This window comes from Dysgonomonas sp. 520 (assembly GCF_010501095.1).
In the GTDB taxonomy this organism is placed as follows: Bacteria; Bacteroidota; Bacteroidia; order Bacteroidales; family Dysgonomonadaceae; genus QVMP01.
Genome location: NZ_QVMP01000007.1, coordinates 118,979 through 138,491, shown reverse-complemented (window position 1 = coordinate 138,491; position 19,513 = coordinate 118,979). Strand labels below are relative to the sequence as shown.

Sequence of the window (19,513 nt, the reverse complement as noted above, 5' to 3'; positions counted from 1 at the left end):
TCAACATGACAAAAACTCAAAAATTAAGTATAATTTAAAAAGTCTAGATGACTTCCTTAATACAAATACTATATTTTAATGATAAAGATAGGAATATTTTATAAATCATATCAGCAATAAAAAACAAAAAAGTCCGCGAAATCACTTCGCAGACTTTTTTTCTTAACACAAACTTTACAAAACTACACAATAGAGTTGATTGTGGCCTGATAATTAGGCTCTTGCTTAATCTCAGGAACCAACTCCGTATATTTTATTTTTCCTTCAGGATCTACCACAATCACTGCTCTTGCGAGCAATCCTTTCAATGGTCCATCCATCTGTAAAACTCCATAATCTTTAGCAAACTCAGGGTTTCTGAAAACTGATGCCGGAATAACATTCTCTATGCCTTCAGCCGTACAAAAACGTCCTGCTGCAAACGGCAAATCTGCCGATATTGCCAATACCACCGTATTGGGCAATGTTGTTACATCTTTATTAAATTTTCTGACAGACGCAGCACAAACACTGGTATCAAGACTTGGGAATATATTTAAGATTACATATTTCCCTTTTAGGTCTTTTAACGATATATCTGAAAGATCACTTTTAACAAGAGTAAATGAAGGTGCGGCTGATCCAACACTGGGTAAACTACCACTTGTATTAACCTCGCTTCCGCCGAATTTAATTTTTGCCATATTCTTTTTTATGTCTTTTTAATTATATCGACTAGCTCTCTTGCTGAGACAAAGTTAGGATATAATATTTAATTAAACAATCAATTTTTTAATTTTTTCAAACCTAAATAAGTAACTTATTCTTTTTTGAGTTCTTTTTTGAGAAATCTGTAAGTAACGCTGTTGCGATTTCCGAAATTTCCATCCGGAGATCCCTCGTATATTATGTTTCCTCCGCTCGAACCGCCGTCCGGGCCAAGATCTATCAGATAATCCACACATTTTATGATGTCCAGATTGTGTTCGATAACTATTACCGTATTTCCTCTGTTCACAAGTTTATTCAGAACTTCCAACAACACACGTATATCTTCGAAATGTAAACCTGTTGTAGGTTCGTCCAGAATATATAATGTGTTTCCTGTATCGGTTCGCGAAAGTTCGGCGGCAAGTTTTATTCGTTGGCTTTCTCCTCCTGACAATGTGGTTGACGATTGTCCCAGTTTGAGATATCCTAACCCAACTTCCTGCAAAACTTTCAGTTTGTTCAAAAGAACAGGTACGTTTTCAAAGAACTCAACAGCCATGTTGATGGTCATATCCAGAACATCCGCAATAGATTTTCCTTTAAATCTTACTTCAAGGGTTTCCCTGTTGTATCGCTTCCCGTGGCAGTCTTCACATATAACAAAAACATCGGGCAAAAAGTTCATCTCAATTGTCTTATATCCGTTTCCACTGCAAGTTTCGCAGCGTCCACCTTTTACGTTGAACGAGAATCTCCCTGGTTTATAGCCTCTTATCTTGGCTTCGGGAAGATTGACAAAAAGGTTGCGGATATCGGAAAAAATCCCTGTGTATGTGGCAGGATTGGAACGGGGTGTTCTGCCGATAGGCGATTGGTCTACACTGATCACTTTGTCTACATTTTCTATTCCCTCAATTTTTTTATATGGCAAAGGGTCTTTCAGCGAACGATAGAAATGTTGACTAAGTATAGGTTGCAGGGTAGAGTTTATCAGGCTTGATTTGCCACTTCCCGAAACTCCCGAGACTCCGATAAGTGTGCCGAGGGGTATGTGTACCGTTACATCTTTAAGATTGTTTCCTGATGCACCCTTAAGCACAATTTTTTTGCCATTGCCTTTCCTCCTTTTCTTGGGAATTTCAATTTCCCTTGCTCCTGTAATGTAGTCTGCCGTAACGGTGCGTGCCTCCAACATTTGTTTGGGTGTGCCGGCAAAAACAACTTTACCACCGTTTCGTCCGGCCAATGGTCCCATATCGATAATGTAGTCGGCCTCCATCATCATGTCTTTGTCGTGCTCCACCACAATTACAGAGTTTCCTGTGTCTCTCAGTTTTTTCAACGAATTGATGAGGCGTTCGTTATCTCTTTGGTGCAAACCGATACTGGGCTCATCCAATATGTAAAGCACATTTACCAACTGAGAACCGATCTGGGTAGCCAGACGTATGCGTTGGCTCTCACCTCCCGAAAGCGTGTTAGACGCCCTGTTCAAGGAAAGGTAGTTAAGACCGACATCCAGAAGAAAAGATGTGCGTGAAAGGATTTCTTTTTTTATTTCGGTAGCTATTGTTTTTTGTTTCTCGGAAATATGCTTATCCAAATCGTTCATCCAATCATAAAACTCCTGAATATCCAATTCCGAAACTTCGGCAATATTTTTCCCTGCTATTTTATAATGTAAGGCTTCTATATTCAAGCGTTGACCATTACAATCGGGACATACTGTGGTTTTGATGAATTGGTTTGCCCATTTCTGAGCAGTAGCCGATGCTTCTGCTTCTTGTTGCATGGATATGTATTTGGCAACGCCGTCGAATGCAACCATGTAGTTCGAATTGCCAAGCGATTCGTTCTTTATTTGCAAAGGCTCATTCGTACCGAACATTATTTCGTCCAGAGCATCTTCGGGAACATCGGCAAGAGGTGTTTTTATCGTAACCTCGTATTTTTCACAGATAGCTTCTATTTGCCAGAAAAACAATGAGTTTTTATACTTTCCCAGTGGAGCTATTCCTCCTGCATAAATGCTCAATTTGGGATTGGGCACTATTTTTTGCATATCAATCTGGTTGATATACCCTAAACCTTTACACTTCGGACATGCTCCCTGCGGCGAATTGAACGAAAAATTGTGAGGCGCAGGTTCTCCGTACGATAAACCCGAAGCCGGGTCCATCAGCTGGCTGCTGTAGTGACGCACATCGTTCAACTCCACATCCTGAATCATTATCAGTCCGTCGCCTTGCTTCATCCCGGTGCGTACGCTGGCTTTCAGCTTGTCTTCAAATTTATTGGATACTACCAATTTATCTATCAGTATCTCTATGCTGTGATTTTTGTACCTGTCGACACGCATACCGGGAATTATTTCCCGAATTTCACCGTCAACTCTCACATTCAGGTATCCTTTTTTGCGTATCTGTTCAAACAGTTCCTTATAGTGTCCTTTCCTGTTTTTTACTACGGGGGCAAGTATATATATCTTTTTCCCCATGTAGCGAGACATTATCAGGCTGAGGATTTGTTCTTCGGTATATTTCACCATCTTCTCACCCGACAGGTACGAATATGCTTCTCCCGCACGGGCATACAACAACCGCAGAAAGTCGTATATCTCTGTTGTTGTGCCCACCGTCGAACGAGGATTTCTGTTCGTAGTCTTTTGCTCGATGGAAATAACGGGGCTCAATCCGGTAATTTTATCCACATCGGGGCGCTCCATATTTCCCAGAAAGTGACGGGCATAAGCCGAAAAAGTTTCTATATAACGCCTTTGTCCTTCTGCAAAAATAGTGTCGAAGGCTAACGATGATTTTCCACTTCCGCTCAGTCCTGTAATAACCACAAGCGAGTTGCGGGGTATTTCTACATCTATGTTTTTTAGATTGTGTACACGTGCACCGTATACTTCAATTTTTTCTGTTTCGTCTACTTTCTGGTTCATTTATGTTAAGATGCAATAATCTCGAAGTTTATATTCAAAAAAATTAACGTGTGTCATGCTGAGCGCAACGAAGCATCTGCAACAGATTCTTCACTTTGTTCAGGACAACAAAGCACAGAACTGTTTTTAATTTCTTACCCAGTTTTTGTCATGCACTTTTACTTTTCCGTCGTAGTAAAGTGATTCTTGTGTAGGTATAAGTATCGTATATTCTTTTGGTTTCTTCGGGTTGATAGTCAGGCTTCTGTCTCTGAGCCACGAGTTGAAGTCTTTGAGTTGAGCGTAAGTGATACCATTGTTTTGAGCAAATGTTGCCAGGTCGGAGACGCTTTCTCTCACTCTCACTTCCTTGAAGTCGATAGGTTTATACAATTGTTCAGCCTTGATAATGTAGCCATATCTTTTAGGGTTTTCAAAAATACTTTTCACAGCCAACATTCTGAAATAATACCTTGAAGTTTCTTCCACCAACCATAAGTCGGTGCTGTCTTCCACTTGTTGTTGTTCCAGTTCGCTGCTGATCCTGCCCATGCCTGCATTGTACGACATGGCCACGCTAGCCCAGTTGCCATATCTGTTGTATGCGTTTTTCAAGTATTTGCAGGCGGCAACCGTCGATTTTTCTACCGAGTAACGCTCATCTACCTGAGAACTTACCTCCAAACCATATTGGGTGGCGGTGGATGGCATAAATTGCCATAATCCGGCTGCTTTTGCGGTGGATATGGCACGAGGGTTGAGCATGCTTTCTATAACGGCAAGGTATTTGAAATCGTCGGGTATGCCGTTAGCTTTCAGTATAGGTTCTATGATGGGAAAATACCTGTTGGCTTTTTTTATAATGAGCAGTGTGGACGAATGAAGGTACGTGAAACTGTTTATTTCCCGGTCATATCTTTCGTACAAGTCGTATCGGTCTAGTTTAAGTTTTTCGCCGGCAAATGTTACTTCCGAAGGAACTTCAACCGAGGCGGTCATGGATGCAACCAACGGACTGTTTTTTTCGTCATTTGCCACGTCTTCGGCATTGTGGTTTGATATTAATATTATACCTGACAAACAGATACATAGGGATGCTGCTATCAATATGAAAGATTTTTTCATCGAAGGAGGATTTTATAGTTGTTATAGAAGTATTATTTTTTTTAACCTTCAAAGATACTGTAATTTTTCTTTCCAAGGAATAGACTGAATGTTAGAGTCTGTTTAAAAATTGAAACAGGCTCTAAGCGTCCTTTATATTTAATAATGCCAATCAGTAGTTAAGTTTTTTATAATAAAAACGTTGGTTTAAATTCAACAACATGCTGCGCGTAATCAAAGATTACTTGCATTCCTTTTGCCCCAAGCCGCAAAAGGAATCAAAAAGGCTTTCTGTGACTCAGGCTTCTTGCCGACCCACTATACAGCTTATAAGCGGAACAAAAAATAACTCACACCAAAAGTCTGTCAAAATCAGAATGGTTCGGCTATGCTCAAACAGCTTTTTGTTCTGGTCGCTTATTTGCGCTGTGTGGGTGCCCCGTCAATTAGCCAAATGTCACATTTTTAAAATTGGGCGTAAGCGTGACGTGCATTAGTGACGCAGCCGGGTGACCTGACCGATAAAGTTGGCGCAAAACTAAATATCTGTCTGAGCGTAGCGAGTTTATTTAGTTTAGTCAACGAATCGCTTTGTCAGGTCGGCGAGTCACGAAGCACTGTTTTTTGCAACTTTTTGACACCAAAAAGTTGAGAAGACAAGTCTCTGCAGGAGACGCGGCAGTAAAAAAGGAAGAATAAAAAACAATGTTTTCAACTACCGATTCGCATTAATAATAAAAAACATACAGAATATAAATCACCGTAGAGTATCTATATTCTGTATGCCTGAATAAATTGAAGTGCCTGAATCCCTTAATCTTTAAACCCGATTTTGGCATGTGAGCCATCGCAAAAAGGCTTATTTTTTGAAGCACCACAACGACAAAAATGTGGATTTTCTTTCACAACGGTGGTGCCGTCGGCAAGGGTCAATTCTACTTTTCCCTGCACAAATAAAGGTGCATTAGGAAGCACTTTGATTTTAATCAATGATTCTTTGTTTTCCATAATTGTTTGTTTTAGTTGATCAATTTCTATAACAAACCATTTCGGAGAATTGTTTTGTGTTGCGAAGCTATATTGATTTTTATATGACTTTTTTCTTGGGAGTGGTGGTTACAAACTCTTTCAGGTAGAATGGCTCGAAATAGGCAACATCTTCGAAGCGTTGGTTGGTATATGCATCCATTGCCAAAGAAATCATATCTGTTGCTTTTGGATAAATGTTATCCAGAAAAATGGCATTGTCATTATCTATTTCTTCCTTACATTTGGCCGAACCGTTGCCAAAGAAAGCTATCTTATTATCTTTCAGATATTCCCGGTATGTATCACTATCCACAATATCAGCCTGTATGTCTCTTACAATTTCCAATTTCTGATTGTAGATGGCGGCATACACTTCCATGCGCCGGGCGTCAATCATAGGGCACAGCAATGTGTTTTCGTCTAACATGCCCGATTTTGCAACACCGGCAGCCATAATATGAGGCGTGTTTAATGCTATGAGAGGTATATCCATGCCATAGCAAAGTCCTTTCGCCTCCGATACACCGATTCTTAAACCCGTGTATGAGCCGGGACCACAACTAACGGCAACTGCATCCGGTTTTTTGTTTTCTTTCCTGAGAAATTTCACGGCATCGTCAACAAAAACACCAAGCAGGCTTGCGTGTGAAGGCCCTTTTGTCTCAAGCCTGTCGAAAATAATTTCTTCATTATTGGATATAGCAACAGAACAGACCTCCGTAGCTGTGTCTATATATAATATGTGTGGCATAATTTTATTTCAGATAATTTAGTGGATTATGCCTGATGTTCTTTTCGCAACAGGTCGTTCACGGTCTTCACAGGATTGAATGTTTCGATAGGAACTTCAACAAAAATAGTGTTCCAATCCGACATTGCCCCGTTCCACAAACCGGGAAGCTCCAAGGCTTTCAGTTCTTTCCCACTTTTCGATTTCAACGATATGAAGCCTGTATTTTTATCCACATAGTCCAGCAGGTTAAATTTATTTCCCCTGTAATCTTTCACTCCGCAAACCAAATCGACAGGATTGAAGTGGGTTCCTTGTTCAAACATCAGCTTCGAGTCGTTGTTGTTCATGTCGATCTGCGAACTTTCCAATATCTGAAGCGAAATTGTTCCATCCGAATTTTCGGCTAGGAAAGGTCCTCCTCCCGGTTCGCCAACGTTGCGAACCATGCCGCATACACGGAAAGGCCTGTCTAGTTTGCGTTTCAGGTACAATACCAGCTCTGCGTCTTCGAGCAGTTTTGTATCCGGATTTTTTATATTCAAATCATTTTGCAGGAAATACAAAATTTCCATCAGTTCATCATGTGTGTATCTTCCCGAATCCAACAATTCAAGATACTGAAACGCTTTCGATTGCGATTCAACCAAAACACCTGCAAGTAGTTTCTTATACTTTGCTTCATAGTCTTTCAGCCTGTCAGGAACAACGTTGTCAATATTTTTAATGAATATGACATCGCCATCCAAATCGTTCAGATTTTCGATCAGAGCGCCATGTCCTCCCGGACGGAAGAGAAGAGAGCCGTTGTCACGAAAAAGTTCATTATTCATGTCCACGGCAATGGTGTCCGTTTTCGATTTCTGTTCGCTAAAACTCACATTGAACTTTGTATGTAATTTTGCCTCGTACGACGCTTTTTTACTGAAAACAAGATCAATGAACAATTGATGATGATCGGGCGAAACTGTGAAATGAATATTAACTTCATCGTCGTTGTCTTTCGCATATATGGCTCCTTCCGTCAAATGTTCTTCAACCGGAGTGCGTGAACCATCCGGATAGCTATGAAATTTCAATAGTCCTTTAGGTAGATTTCCGTAGTTCAATCCCCTTATAAACAACAGATTATTAACTACCGCCTTGTAGTTTCCATCTTCAATAAGTTGGGTGATATTTTTTTCTTCGTTCTTTTTGCACATTTCATCCAGATCGTCGTAAAACGCAAATTTCAGGATGTTATCGAAAAATCTTTTCTCGAAATCTGTTGTAGGCACATTGTATGAAGCGTCTAAAAATTCGAACAAATTTTTAAACATTCTGCTCGCTGCACCCGATGCAGGAACAAATTTTATTATCTTTTTGCCTTTGCTCCGATAATAATCCCACGTTTGCATATAAATATCCTGTTCTTTTTCGGTCATCAGCTTGATGCCCTTTTCGATAGAAGCAGCTCCATGCAACTTAAGGTATGGAAATCCTTGCTTAAAGTAAGCTATTTGATTTTCAATATCTTCGGGAAGAATTCCTTTTTTATTCAGTAGAATTAAGTCTTGTTCAGTAAACATAGGATTATTACTTTTTATAAGATTTAAGCACCTACAAATCTATCAAATTTATATTTAGAAACAAAAAAGAACGAATAAAGATTGTATAGATGTATTCAAATTTTCGTCACGCATCATTATATATGTAAAACAAAGCAAAACATTCTTTACCTTTGCCTCAAAATGTTTTAAGATGGTCTTGGATATCGCACTTATCGTATTGGGGATAATACTCATCATTGCGGGAATTGTGGGCTGTATAGTGCCTTTAATACCCGGAGTACCTCTCAGCTATTTGGGCATCATCATGCTGCATTTCACATCTACGGCACAGTTTTCGCCCTGTTTTTTACTGATCTGGGGATTAATAGTTATACTTGTTCAGATTCTCGACTACTACATTCCTGTTTGGGGTACCAAAAAATTTGGCGGAGGTTCGAAAGGTGCGTGGGGTAGCGCCATAGGTGTTGTTGTAGGTATATTTTTTTCGCCCATAGGTATTATCGTATGTCCGTTTATAGGTGCGGTTGTTGGAGAGTTGATCGACGATAAAAAACCAGACGTTGCCTTGAAAGCGGGGTTTGGTGCTTTCATCGGTTTTTTGGCCGGAACTGTGATGAAACTTGCCGTGTCTGTAATACTTGCTTTTTATTTTTTCAAGGAAATTTTTTCCATTATTTTCTGAAATTTAATTTCTTTTGTTTGAAATTTCACTATCTTTGTACACTAATTAGCAATGAGATATAGCCTCTGTCACTCGGTAAGTGACAGAGGTTTGTTTTTTCGGAGTTGTCTGGGCGAATCACCCAGTATCTTGTGGCAAAACTCATTAAAATGAGAAAGCGTGGCGAACTTGTTGTCAGTTGAGATTTGTTTCAGGCTCTTGTCGGTATAGAATAATTCGTAATATACCATATCCGCCCGCCTCTTTCTGAGCCAGTTGTAAGCCGACATACCGAAGGCTTTACGGAATCGTTTGTTGAATCCCGAATAACTGTAATTCATCTGTTCGGCTAACAGTTTTACATTTAGTGTGTTGCGAGATAATTTTCGCACCTGTTCCGCAAAATAGAAATCATTCGTCAGATGCAACCGAAAGAAACCGATCAATTCTTCATCTGAATATAATATTCTCATAACACAAACTAATTCCCTGATTTTCAGCACATATAAATCATCCTGATTTATACCGCTTTCCTTATATATCCGTAGAGATTGGACATAGGTATGCAGCGTACTGTTCATTTGCAGGTAATGTGTATTCGGTTTTGATTCGTGTATACTACTGATATTCAGTTCATCTAAACAATAATCCTTTCCTGTTTTTATTACAATAACAGAGCTTTTTTCCAGAGCTTTTGCCGACAAACTATCTCCTGCAGGCAGGAAAAACATCTTCGATTCGGATATCATTAAAGAGTTTTGCATACCACTAAAAGTGATGTTCAATTGACCTTGGGTAAGCATAACAATCCTGCTTTCATCTTCTCTCGTTTGCCATTGAGAATCTTGCTCAAAAGTCAGAAATTGTATCAAAGAACTTTCTTTTTCATCATAATGCCTCATTTACGCTCGTTTGTTTAAGTGTTTGTTTTTGTGCATGTTTAACTAATGTCTCACTAATTTTTTTTTATAACATTTTTCAATAAGAACTCAGAAGTTGTTGTTGTTTAAATGTTTAGAGCAATACATATGGTCGGATAAATCATCAAAATTCCTGATTGTTTAACCAGTGTTTCACTTTTGGAAATGCCCGAATTTATACTGCGCTCATAATCAGTAAAGTAGATATATTAAATTGAATCATCCGTCACTTACCGAGTGACAGAGATGTATTTATCAAACAATCAGATATTTAACACAACAAACAACATTAAAAATTATGAAAAAAAGCATCTCTATTTTATTTATGTTTTTAGCTATTACGGCACTAAAAGCACAGGTAGGAATAAACACAGAAAACCCTCAGGGAATCTTCCACATCGACGGACAAAGAGACACAAACGGAAATACAAACATTTCGGACGATGTGGTGGTGGATACTCTAGGTAGGGTTGGTGTAGGAACAAACAATCCTCAGGCTAAGGTTGATATTCGTACAGCTACGCAAGGCGGAGGATTTAGGTTACAAGACGGATCGCAAGGAAACGGAAAAATTTTAACCACAGATGGCAATGGTTATGGAACATGGAAAGTGCCGGGTGTAGCTTATGCGAAATTAGGTAATATTCCTCCTACTACCATTATAAGCCCTGTTCAGGATATAACATCAGATAATCTGCATATTGCCTATTCCGGCATGAATATCACTTTAACTCCCGGCGATTATCAATTGAACTTTACAGCCTGGGTTGGAGCAGGTGGGGATGCAGTACAGGGTTCTATCGCAATAAATCGTTTTGCGTCAATTTTTTTCTCAACTTCTGACACAACGAATACTCCTCCAACCTATTTATCTCCCATAAGATCAATTATTATACCAAAATTGTATAGTGAAGGAGCTCCTACTCCCGATTACTACGGATCAGGGGCAATACCTGTAAGAATAACTACTACCACAACTCTTTATCTTTGGGTTTATGTGAGTTCTGGAAACTGGAATGGAAATAATAGGCAGATAATTTCGTATAATCAAGAGGCTGGTCTGTATGGTCCTTATACCCAACTGTATGCCATCCCGTTTTATGTTGAGTAAATAATATCAATCAGTATTTGGATCTTCTATAATAAAAACGTTCTTTTTATTCGACATTTTTTTGCTGCCGCGCCTCTTGCAGAGACTTGTCTTCTCAACTTTTTGGTGTCAAAAAGTTGCAAAAAACAGTGCTTCGTGACTCGCCGACCTGACAAAGCGATTCGTTGACTAAACTAAATAAACTCGCTACGCTCAGACAGATATTTAGTTTTGCGCCAACTTTATCGGTCAGGTCACCCGGCTGCGTCACTAATGCACGTCACGCTTACGCCCAATTTTAAAAATGTGACATTTGGCTAATTGACGGGGCACCCACACAGCGCAAATAAGCGACCAGAACAAAAAGCTGTTTGAGCATAGCCGAACCATTCTAGTTTTAACAGTCTTTTGGTGCGAGTTATTTTTTGTTCAGCTTATAAGCTGTATAGTGGGTCGGCAAGAAGCCTGAGTCACAGAAAGCCTTTTTGATTCCTTTTGCGGCTTAAGGCAAAAGGAATGCAAGCAATCTATATGATTGCGCGCAGTGTATTATATAAATAAAACCAACGTTTTTCAACTACTGATTCACATAAATAATATATACATGTAGGGACTGGGCTTTGCCCTGTCCGAAATTCTGTTCTTCGGGCGGAGTAAAACCTCGCCCCTACATCTCTAAATTTCTCTCATCATTGGCATTTTTATGCCAGAAAGCTAGCATCCATCAATTCTTTTTCGTTATCTTCGTCATTCATAATCAAGATAAAAAGAATTAGTGGAGCAATTTTTCATAGAAAGGGTAAAAGATAACTTTTCGTTCACACCAACAGATGAACAGGCTATTGCTTTACAAAAAATCGGAAAGTTTCTTTTCAGTAGAAACTCTGACTCTATATTCTTACTTCAAGGCTATGCGGGAACAGGAAAATCCTCGTTAATAGGAACATTGGTTAAAACCATGACCCAGTTCGAACAAAAAACAGTGCTATTAGCCCCGACAGGACGAGCCGCCAAAGTGTTTGCCACTTATGCCAATCATCCCGCATTCACCATCCATAAAAAAATATACAGGCAAAAACGATTTTCGAACGAACCCTCCGGTTTTGTTCCGACGGATAACCTACACAAAGACACATTATTTATTGTTGATGAAGCCTCTATGATAAGTAATGAAGGGTTGGATTCTTTTATGTTTGGATCGGGCAGATTGTTGGACGACCTCATTCATTATGTATACGCAGGCGAAAATTGCCGCTTGCTACTGATTGGCGACTCAGCACAGTTACCTCCTGTGATGCAGGAGTTTAGTCCGGCACTTCAACCCGATGTGCTGCAAGGATACGGCTTGGAAGTAACAGAGAGCACACTCACCCGGATTGTGCGACAGGCCGAAAGTTCCGGCATATTATACAACGCCACCCTGATACGTAATGCCCTGAGTTCGGGCGAAACGGGAGACTACCCGAAACTAAAGCTGGACGGATTTTCCGACATAAAAAAAATATCGGGCGAAGATTTGATCGAAGCCATAGACACTTGCTACAACAGGGATGGCATTGAGCAAACAATGATAATCTCGCGATCGAACAAAAGATCGAATATTTACAATCAAGGAGTCAGAAACAGAATATTGTACAGGGAAGAAGAACTTTCGGGTGGAGATCTTTTATTGGTAACAAAAAATAACTATTTTTGGACCGAAAATGTTGATAATATAGATTTTCTGGCCAATGGTGAACTGGTTGAAGTTTTGAGGGTACGAAAAACCCAAGAACTATATGGCTTTCGTTTCTGCGATGTACTAGTCAGACATCCCGATTACGCTATCGAATTGGAAATCAAAATATTATTAAATACATTAAACAATGATAACGCTGGACTATCCAGAGAAGAATCGGATAATTTGTTTTACAATATTCTTGAAGATTATTCCGACATACATACAAAAGCCGGAAAAATGCAAAAGATGAAAGTAGACCCCTACTATAATTCTGTGCATGTAAAATACGGATACGCAGTCACTTGTCACAAAGCACAGGGCGGCGAATGGATGAATGTATTTTTAGATCTAGGGTACATCTCCCAAGAACACTTGGGCATAAATTTTTATAGGTGGTTGTACACAGCCATAACTCGTTCGACAAGCAAATTGTATTTAGTGAATTTGCCCGACGAATTTTTATAATTTTTTTTTCATTTTAGATGCAACGTTTTTTTTAATTTTGTGTCTAGTATTTAGAGCCGGAGAAGATTAATGGACGAACTGCAACTGATAGCAGGATGTAAAGCGCATAAAAGGGAATCCCAAAAAGCACTTTACGAGATGTATTCTCGTAAGATTTATGGGATATGCTTGCGTTATTGTAGTGATCCGGAATCGGCTCAAGATCTTTTGCACGACGGTTTTATTAAAGTTTTTGACAATATAAGTTCCTATTCGGGAAAGGGTTCATTCGAAGGTTGGCTTAAAAGGATATTTATCAATATGGCTCTTGAAAATATCCGAAAAAACAAATCGTTTTTTCACAACTCGGAAGATATACAGAATATACCCGAATTGGTTGACGAATCGACAGAGGAAGGAACAAGCCTTATTTCAGAACAAGAGTTGCTGAAAATGATTCAGCAATTGCCTAAAGGTTACAGAACAGTATTCAACCTTTATGCCATAGAGGAATTATCGCACAAGGAAATAGCACAAATGCTAGGTATTAACGAGGTAACATCTCGTTCGCAGTATAACAGAGCCAGACAAATTTTACAACACAAAATAAAAGAATTTCTGCACAGAGCAGATTGATTGTATGAAAGAAAGTAGGGATGACATAAAAGATATTTTTTCTTCAAAGCTGCAGAGCTTCGAGGCCGATGTGCCCGGCGACCTGTGGTTGCGAATAGAAAATGACTTGCCCAAGAAAAAAATATTCTTGCCTAAGCGGACTTTGGCTAAAGTTGCTTCCATTGCGGCAGGAATAGTAGCTGCGGTTGCCATGACCGTAGCTGTCATCAATTTCGACCTATTCAATTACAAGCAAGACGATGCCACCACCATCCACTCGAAAGTTCCGGTAGTTGCACCCGAAACGGTTGAAGAAGAACCGGTAGTTGCCCAACAAAGATATATAGCCAGAAGAAAAAAGGTGATGCCCATTCAGCTGGCAGCAAAGGAAGAAGTTGAAAAAATAATTCCGAAGATAGAAGAGCCCGAAGTAAAACCTGCTAAGAAAAGTTTCTACAAAAGGGCAGATAAGATAGGCAACATCGCCAAAGCCGACGTTCCGGCCAATGGAATGAAACGTAAAGAAAGTTTTTACAGAATATCCCCATACTACCAGTTCGAGGAACATTCACCCAAAAAAGAAAAGAAAGAAAAAGGACTATCGAAATACAATTTCGATGTGAATGTGTTAGGCTTTATACCTTTCAACAAAGAAACGGAGCAATTCCCGATGGCGAAATACATTCACTCGATGACCGGAGAAAACAACATAGTTGACGGCATATCCAATTTGAAGATGAAACACAATCAACCTGTTTCTTTCGGATTGGGTATCGGGAAAAGGTTTACACCTAAACTATCGCTGCAGACAGGATTGGTCTACACATACCTTTATTCTAAAGGCAATACGCCTATCGGCTCTGATTTGGAAGCAACTGCAACTCAAAAATTCCATTATCTGGGAGTTCCGCTATTTCTTAACTACGACCTCAAGCAATGGAACAAAGGACGATTATACATTTCGGCAGGCGGAATGATACAAAAAGATATACACGGAAAATTCAAGGTGAAACGGAATGTCAATGACCTGTCCAATACCGACACATATATATCAAAATCTATTCATCAGGACAACCCTCAGTTTTCGGTATCCACATCATTAGGATTTTCTTATCCTGTATATGACAATATATTTATTTACAGCTCGTTAGGCGGAGCATATTATTTTGATATTAACAATCCGTATAAGACTATTTATACAGATAAAGAGTTTCATTTAGACTTGAACGTCGGTCTTAAATTTGAGTTCTAAAGTCGCAATCTTTTTGTTATTTAACAATCAGAGTGTAGGTGACTCAGATTTTATTGTTGTACTTTTGAATAAAATATAATTGAATCTTAAAAAAAATCGTGTGTAAATGAAAAAAAGTTTTTTTAGTTTGTTAGCCGCAACATTATCCTTTGCAGCTATCATGTCGTCGTGCTTAGGCGACAACGAATCTTCAATCAGTGCTTCGGAAGAATATATGTTGATAAAATATGACACGGAACATACATTCATGAAGTATGCCGTTGCTCCATCTATATACAGCCAAGGAGGATTCATAACTTTCGATGGCATTGAATCTTATGGTGCAGGTGATATCATAAAACTGTCGTCATACAAAGTCAATATGGATAACACTGTTGGCGGAACAAACATACTTAAAGCGCAAAACGTTATTCTACCTCCAAGTGAAGTATATCCGGCTGCATCACAACGGCAATTATATTTCAAAAATGCGGAAGCAGTTACCGATTCGGCTTATACCATCTTCAACGGTTTTAGCGTGAAATCGTTCTTTGGATATCCTGTCTTTGACGATAAATGGCTGATTTCGTACGGAGCTGCTCAAAAAGGAGGTCAATACATCAACATGGAGGTTATTTTTGACAAAGACAACCAAAAAGATGGCGAAAGTGCTCTTGATAAAAACACGGTTGTGCTCGATATCAGGATAAATAAAGGAGAGCCTGCCGCAGGAAACGAGGAGGTGAAAGAAGTAACTCAGAGCGAAATTATAAACCTGTCCAGCTTGCGTAGATTTCTTCCTTCTTCCGAGTATTTCAAAGAAAGTGAATCGAGCTCGGTTACTACAGTGCATGTTAAGTTTAGAACATACGTATATAACAAAACCACTAAGAAAGTGGAAATATCATACCCATCGTATACATACGATATGTATTTTCCTAAAGAAACCGAAGAATAGTCTATCATTCTGCCAGATACAACAAGAGGCATCCGAAATCGGATGCCTCTTGTTGTTGGGTATATATACACCTTTAAAAATTATCTGCAAGGAATCTTTTCTATACGTCTTTGATGCCTTCCACCCTCGAAAGGAGTGTTGAGGAAAGCTACAAGAATGTTGTACATTTCATCATTTGTGATGAAACGTGCAGGCAAAACCAAAACATTAGCATTGTTATGTGCCCTCACAAGCTTGGCTATCTCATCATTCCAACACAAAGCCGAACGTATGCCCTGATGTTTGTTCAAGGCCATATTCATACCATTTCCGGTTCCGCAAAGAGCTATTCCCGGATAACACTCATTATTTTCAACAGCTATGGCCAGAGGATGGGCATAGTCGGTGTAATCGGTACTTTCGGGCGAATGTGTTCCAAAGTCCTTGTATGCGATACCCTTTTCTTCAAATAATGATATAATGTACGATTTCATCTCAAAACCGGCATGATCGCTGCATATTCCTATCGGTTTTTCGGATTGAGAAAATAATGAATTTGTCATAATTAAGTAACAGTAAGAATTATTTCTTTAAATACTCTTTAACTTGTTTGTATACGTTTTCTGCCGTAAAGCCAAGTTTTTCGTCCAGAACCTTGTATGGAGCAGAGAAACCGAATGTTTGCAATCCCCACACCTTGCCGTGGTCGCCCACAAGTCCTTCCAGATTTACTGGCAATCCGGCTGTAAGTCCGAATTTTTTTGCGTCGGCCGGTAAGATTTCTTCCTGATATGTTTTTGGTTGTGAGCGGAACAAACCTTCGGATGGAACAGAAACGATACGGGTTTTGATACCCTCTTCTTCCAATAGTTTAGACCCTTCAACAAGTGTTGAAACTTCCGATCCCGAAGCTAACAGAATAACATCGTAATCTTTGGCATCGCTCACTATGTATGCACCTTTTGATGCAAGGGAAGCCTCTTCGTATCTTGCGCCTACCGATGGTAGGTCTTTTATATTTTGACGAGAAAAAATCAACCCGGTAGGTGTAGCTGTGTTTTCCATTGCCAGTTTCCAAGCGATAGTTGTTTCCACAGCATCCGCCGGACGAAGAACCAACATAGAATTTTGCCCGTGATGGTTTTTAAGTTTTTCCATCAATCTTATTTGAGCTTCTTGTTCCACAGGTTCGTGTGTAGGCCCGTCTTCCCCAACACGGAAAGCATCGTGAGTCCAGATAAATTTAACCGGCTGTTGCATCAATGCAGCCAAACGGATGGCAGGTTTCATATAGTCGGAGAATACGAAGAACGTGGCACATGCCGGAATGATTCCGCCATGAAGGCTCATACCTATCGAAAGGCAAGACATCGTCAGTTCGCAAACACCGGCTTGAAGGAAAGCTCCTGAGAAATCTCCTTTTTTGAACGCTTTAGTGTATTTCAAGAAACCGTCAGTTTTATCGGAGTTTGATAAGTCGGCCGACGATACAACCATGTTTTCAACCTGTTGAGCTAATACGCCTAATACCGTAGCGGAAGCGGCACGGGTTGCGATGTCGTTTTTCTGAGCAATACCGGCCCAGTCAATTCTTGGCAACTGTCCGGCAAACCATTGCTTTTTCTTGGCGGCTAGTTCTGGGTTAGCTTTTGCCCAAGCATCAATCGCCGCATTTTTCTCTGATACAATTTTCTTGAGTTCTTCCGTACGTTTAGCGTACAATTCGGCAACTTCGGGGAATATCTGGAACGGGTTTTGAGCGTCACCACCCAGATTCTCGATTGTTTTTTCGAGGCTGGCTCCTGATTCTCCTAGCGGCATGCCGTGTGTAGCCGTTTTGTTTTCGTAAGAAACATTATCGGCAGTGCGGGCACCTTTACCCATTATTGTGTGACCGATGATGAGCGTCGGTTTATCTTTTTCTTGTTTAGCTTCTGTCAAAGCAGCACGTATTTCGACAGGGTCGTTACCATTAATAGTGATAACCCTCCATCCCCATGCTTTATATTTTTCGGCGGTATCTTCTATCGTAACATCTTTTGTTTCGGTTGATAATTGTATACCGTTCGAATCGTAGAACATTACAAAATTATCCAGACCTAAAGCTCCGGCAATACGTCCTACGCCTTGCGATATTTCTTCCTGTACACCTCCATCGGAGATGAAAGCGTAAATGGTTTGATCCATTTGGTCGCCCAAACGTGCTTTCATAAATTTTGCGGCGATGGCTGCACCGGCAGCAAAGGCATGCCCTTGTCCGAGCGGTCCGGAAGTGTTTTCTATACCTCTATCCACATCCAACTCGGGGTGACCGGGAGTAACGCTTCCCCATTGACGGAATTGTTGTAGGTCTTCGAGCGAGTATTTGCCAATCAGTGCCAATTGCGAATATAGCATCGGCGACATGTGTCCCGGATCGAGGAAAAACCTGTCACGCACTTCCCAATGAGGATTATTGGGGTCGAAAACTAAAAATTCGGAAAATAACACGTTGATGAAGTCTGCTCCACCCATAGCTCCACCGGGGTGTCCCGATTTTGCTTTTTCAACCATTGATGCTGCCAATATCCTGATATTGTCTGCGGCTCTGTTTAATAACTTTATATCATTCATAAATTTAAAAATATTCTGTTCTTTCCATGCAAAAGTATGAAAATAAGATGTATTTAACAAGTGTCAGAAAACCAGTTCTATAAGAAAAAAATAACTTATTGTATTATTGTACGAAAAGCAAATGTTTTAATAACTTATACATCAAAAAATTACCTTTTATGTATAGTATAATAACGGGTATAAAATTAACTGGTAAAAAAAACGTGAGGAGGGCTGATATGGAGAGAAACTCAATATTCGGGCGTAAAATTTCACGTCCCTACTTTCGATCAGACCTGAGGCTGTCGTCACATGGGATTTGCAAATCCCATGTTTAGCTGCTGTCCGGATTTAAAATCCGGAAAATAATAACTCCGAAGTTACAAACCTCAAAGAACAAAAATGCTAACTGTTAATTGTTGACTGTTGACTGCTGACTAAAATTTCTTTTTCTAAATTTGTGACCGACATAAATTATAGAAATATTAACGATGATATATTCTGAAAATAAAATAAACGAAACACAAAAGAGAGGTAGCATTGAAGTTGTTTGCGGTTCAATGTTTTCCGGAAAAACGGAAGAATTGCTTCGCAGATTGAAACGTGCTAAAATAGCCAAACAGGAGGTTGAAATCTTCAAGCCCGGAATTGATGTCCGTTATTCGGAAAATGAAGTCGTTTCTCATGACAAAAACTCCATAGCATCGACAGTCGTAGAACATTCGAGCAACATTCTGCTACTATCGTCGAACATAGAAGTTGTGGGAATTGATGAGGCTCAGTTTTTTGATATGGGATTGGTTGACGTTTGCCAACAGTTGGCTGATTTGGGCATACGTGTTATTGTTGCGGGGTTGGATATGGACTTCAAACGTAATCCTTTCGGGCCGATGCCCGGTTTGTGTGCAATAGCCGACGATGTGCTAAAAGTACATGCTATATGTGTCAATTGTGGCAGGTTAGCCAATTATTCGGATCGGTTGGTAGAAAACAATAAACAAGTGATGCTGGGCGAATTACAGGAATATCAACCCTTGTGTAGGGGGTGCTATTGCCAAAAGCATAGCGAAATAAGAGAATAGATATCGTATTGAAATAAAGTGCTATATTAATAGTATATCCATATTGTGAAAATAGACTAATATTATTTAATAAACATTTTAAACAATAATTTTAATATTTTGTTTACTTTACATTTGTTGTAATACCACAATAGGGTGAAACTGTATTGTGGTGATTTTGCCTTTTTGATTTAACACCTGCGATGAATAATG

16 protein-coding genes are annotated in these 19,513 nt (G+C 39.6%); 7 read left to right on the top strand and 9 right to left on the bottom strand.

The features are described 5' to 3' along the window. Positions 1-182: 182 nt before the first annotated feature. From tpx to D0T56_RS05560, 6 genes are all read right to left on the bottom strand, one after another. Positions 183-683 (bottom strand): thiol peroxidase, encoded by a 501-nt coding sequence (tpx, locus tag D0T56_RS05585; RefSeq protein WP_163319152.1) that lies wholly within the window; start codon positions 681-683, stop codon positions 183-185. 116 nt (positions 684-799) lie between these two features. Continuing rightward, positions 800-3,637, bottom strand: a complete 2,838-nt coding sequence (uvrA, locus tag D0T56_RS05580; RefSeq protein WP_163319151.1) for an excinuclease ABC subunit UvrA — start codon at positions 3,635-3,637, stop codon at positions 800-802. Positions 3,638-3,763: 126 nt separating this feature from the next. After that, positions 3,764-4,741 carry a lytic transglycosylase domain-containing protein gene (locus D0T56_RS05575; protein WP_163319150.1) on the bottom strand — a complete coding sequence of 326 codons (978 nt, stop codon included), beginning with the start codon at positions 4,739-4,741 and terminating at the stop codon, positions 3,764-3,766. A gap of 792 nt (positions 4,742-5,533) precedes the next feature. Continuing rightward, the gene (locus D0T56_RS05570; RefSeq protein WP_163319149.1) at positions 5,534-5,728 is read right to left on the bottom strand and encodes a CDGSH iron-sulfur domain-containing protein; all 195 of its coding nucleotides are present in this window, start codon (positions 5,726-5,728) and stop codon (positions 5,534-5,536) included. A gap of 79 nt (positions 5,729-5,807) precedes the next feature. After that, on the bottom strand, positions 5,808-6,500 hold the full coding sequence (gene tsaB / locus D0T56_RS05565) for a tRNA (adenosine(37)-N6)-threonylcarbamoyltransferase complex dimerization subunit type 1 TsaB (protein WP_163319148.1): 693 nt from the start codon (positions 6,498-6,500) through the stop codon (positions 5,808-5,810). A gap of 26 nt (positions 6,501-6,526) precedes the next feature. Beyond that, on the bottom strand, positions 6,527-8,047 hold the full coding sequence (locus D0T56_RS05560; RefSeq protein ID WP_163319147.1) for a DUF4301 family protein: 1,521 nt from the start codon (positions 8,045-8,047) through the stop codon (positions 6,527-6,529). A 178-nt stretch (positions 8,048-8,225) separates the two neighbouring features. On the opposite strand from D0T56_RS05560, the gene D0T56_RS05555 reads away from it, so the two are divergent. Further along, the gene (locus tag D0T56_RS05555; protein WP_185153841.1) at positions 8,226-8,711 is read left to right on the top strand and encodes a DUF456 domain-containing protein; all 486 of its coding nucleotides are present in this window, start codon (positions 8,226-8,228) and stop codon (positions 8,709-8,711) included. Between the two features lie 68 nt (positions 8,712-8,779). Here the strand turns inward: D0T56_RS05555 and D0T56_RS05550 are convergent, their stop codons facing one another. Beyond that, on the bottom strand, positions 8,780-9,592 hold the full coding sequence (locus tag D0T56_RS05550) for a helix-turn-helix domain-containing protein (protein ID WP_163319145.1): 813 nt from the start codon (positions 9,590-9,592) through the stop codon (positions 8,780-8,782). 316 nt (positions 9,593-9,908) lie between these two features. On the opposite strand from D0T56_RS05550, the gene D0T56_RS05545 reads away from it, so the two are divergent. The 5 genes from D0T56_RS05545 (at position 9,909) to D0T56_RS05525 (ending at position 15,668) form a co-directional block, all read left to right on the top strand. After that, entirely contained in the window at positions 9,909-10,721 is an 813-nt protein-coding gene (locus tag D0T56_RS05545; protein WP_163319144.1) for a hypothetical protein, read from the top strand. 754 nt (positions 10,722-11,475) lie between these two features. Beyond that, a complete protein-coding gene (locus tag D0T56_RS05540; RefSeq protein WP_163319143.1) occupies positions 11,476-12,885 on the top strand; it encodes an AAA family ATPase in 1,410 nt (469 codons plus the stop codon). A gap of 69 nt (positions 12,886-12,954) precedes the next feature. Then, a complete protein-coding gene (locus D0T56_RS05535; RefSeq protein WP_163319142.1) occupies positions 12,955-13,500 on the top strand; it encodes an RNA polymerase sigma factor in 546 nt (181 codons plus the stop codon). Between the two features lie 4 nt (positions 13,501-13,504). Then, entirely contained in the window at positions 13,505-14,731 is a 1,227-nt protein-coding gene (locus D0T56_RS05530) for a porin family protein (protein ID WP_163319141.1), read from the top strand. A 106-nt stretch (positions 14,732-14,837) separates the two neighbouring features. Further along, on the top strand, positions 14,838-15,668 hold the full coding sequence (locus D0T56_RS05525; RefSeq protein ID WP_163319140.1) for a hypothetical protein: 831 nt from the start codon (positions 14,838-14,840) through the stop codon (positions 15,666-15,668). 80 nt (positions 15,669-15,748) lie between these two features. On the opposite strand, the gene rpiB is transcribed toward D0T56_RS05525, so the two are convergent. Continuing rightward, on the bottom strand, positions 15,749-16,210 hold the full coding sequence (rpiB, locus tag D0T56_RS05520; protein ID WP_163319139.1) for a ribose 5-phosphate isomerase B: 462 nt from the start codon (positions 16,208-16,210) through the stop codon (positions 15,749-15,751). 19 nt (positions 16,211-16,229) lie between these two features. Beyond that, entirely contained in the window at positions 16,230-18,260 is a 2,031-nt protein-coding gene (locus D0T56_RS05515; protein WP_163319138.1) for a transketolase, read from the bottom strand. 470 nt (positions 18,261-18,730) lie between these two features. Here D0T56_RS05515 and D0T56_RS05510 point away from each other — a divergent pair, with 470 nt between their 5' ends. Beyond that, positions 18,731-19,321 carry a thymidine kinase gene (locus D0T56_RS05510; protein ID WP_163319137.1) on the top strand — a complete coding sequence of 197 codons (591 nt, stop codon included), beginning with the start codon at positions 18,731-18,733 and terminating at the stop codon, positions 19,319-19,321. Positions 19,322-19,513: the final 192 nt, after the last annotated feature.

Coding starts and splice junctions, on each gene's coding strand:
- tpx (WP_163319152.1), bottom strand. CDS start 683: ATGGCAAAAATTAAATTCGGCGGAAGCGAGGTTAATACAAGTGGTAGT.
- uvrA (WP_163319151.1), bottom strand. CDS start 3,637: ATGAACCAGAAAGTAGACGAAACAGAAAAAATTGAAGTATACGGTGCA.
- D0T56_RS05575 (WP_163319150.1), bottom strand. CDS start 4,741: ATGAAAAAATCTTTCATATTGATAGCAGCATCCCTATGTATCTGTTTG.
- D0T56_RS05570 (WP_163319149.1), bottom strand. CDS start 5,728: ATGGAAAACAAAGAATCATTGATTAAAATCAAAGTGCTTCCTAATGCA.
- tsaB (WP_163319148.1), bottom strand. CDS start 6,500: ATGCCACACATATTATATATAGACACAGCTACGGAGGTCTGTTCTGTT.
- D0T56_RS05560 (WP_163319147.1), bottom strand. CDS start 8,047: ATGTTTACTGAACAAGACTTAATTCTACTGAATAAAAAAGGAATTCTT.
- D0T56_RS05550 (WP_163319145.1), bottom strand. CDS start 9,592: ATGAGGCATTATGATGAAAAAGAAAGTTCTTTGATACAATTTCTGACT.
- D0T56_RS05545 (WP_163319144.1), top strand. CDS start 9,909: ATGAAAAAAAGCATCTCTATTTTATTTATGTTTTTAGCTATTACGGCA.
- D0T56_RS05535 (WP_163319142.1), top strand. CDS start 12,955: ATGGACGAACTGCAACTGATAGCAGGATGTAAAGCGCATAAAAGGGAA.
- D0T56_RS05530 (WP_163319141.1), top strand. CDS start 13,505: ATGAAAGAAAGTAGGGATGACATAAAAGATATTTTTTCTTCAAAGCTG.
- D0T56_RS05525 (WP_163319140.1), top strand. CDS start 14,838: ATGAAAAAAAGTTTTTTTAGTTTGTTAGCCGCAACATTATCCTTTGCA.
- rpiB (WP_163319139.1), bottom strand. CDS start 16,210: ATGACAAATTCATTATTTTCTCAATCCGAAAAACCGATAGGAATATGC.
- D0T56_RS05515 (WP_163319138.1), bottom strand. CDS start 18,260: ATGAATGATATAAAGTTATTAAACAGAGCCGCAGACAATATCAGGATA.
- D0T56_RS05510 (WP_163319137.1), top strand. CDS start 18,731: ATGATATATTCTGAAAATAAAATAAACGAAACACAAAAGAGAGGTAGC.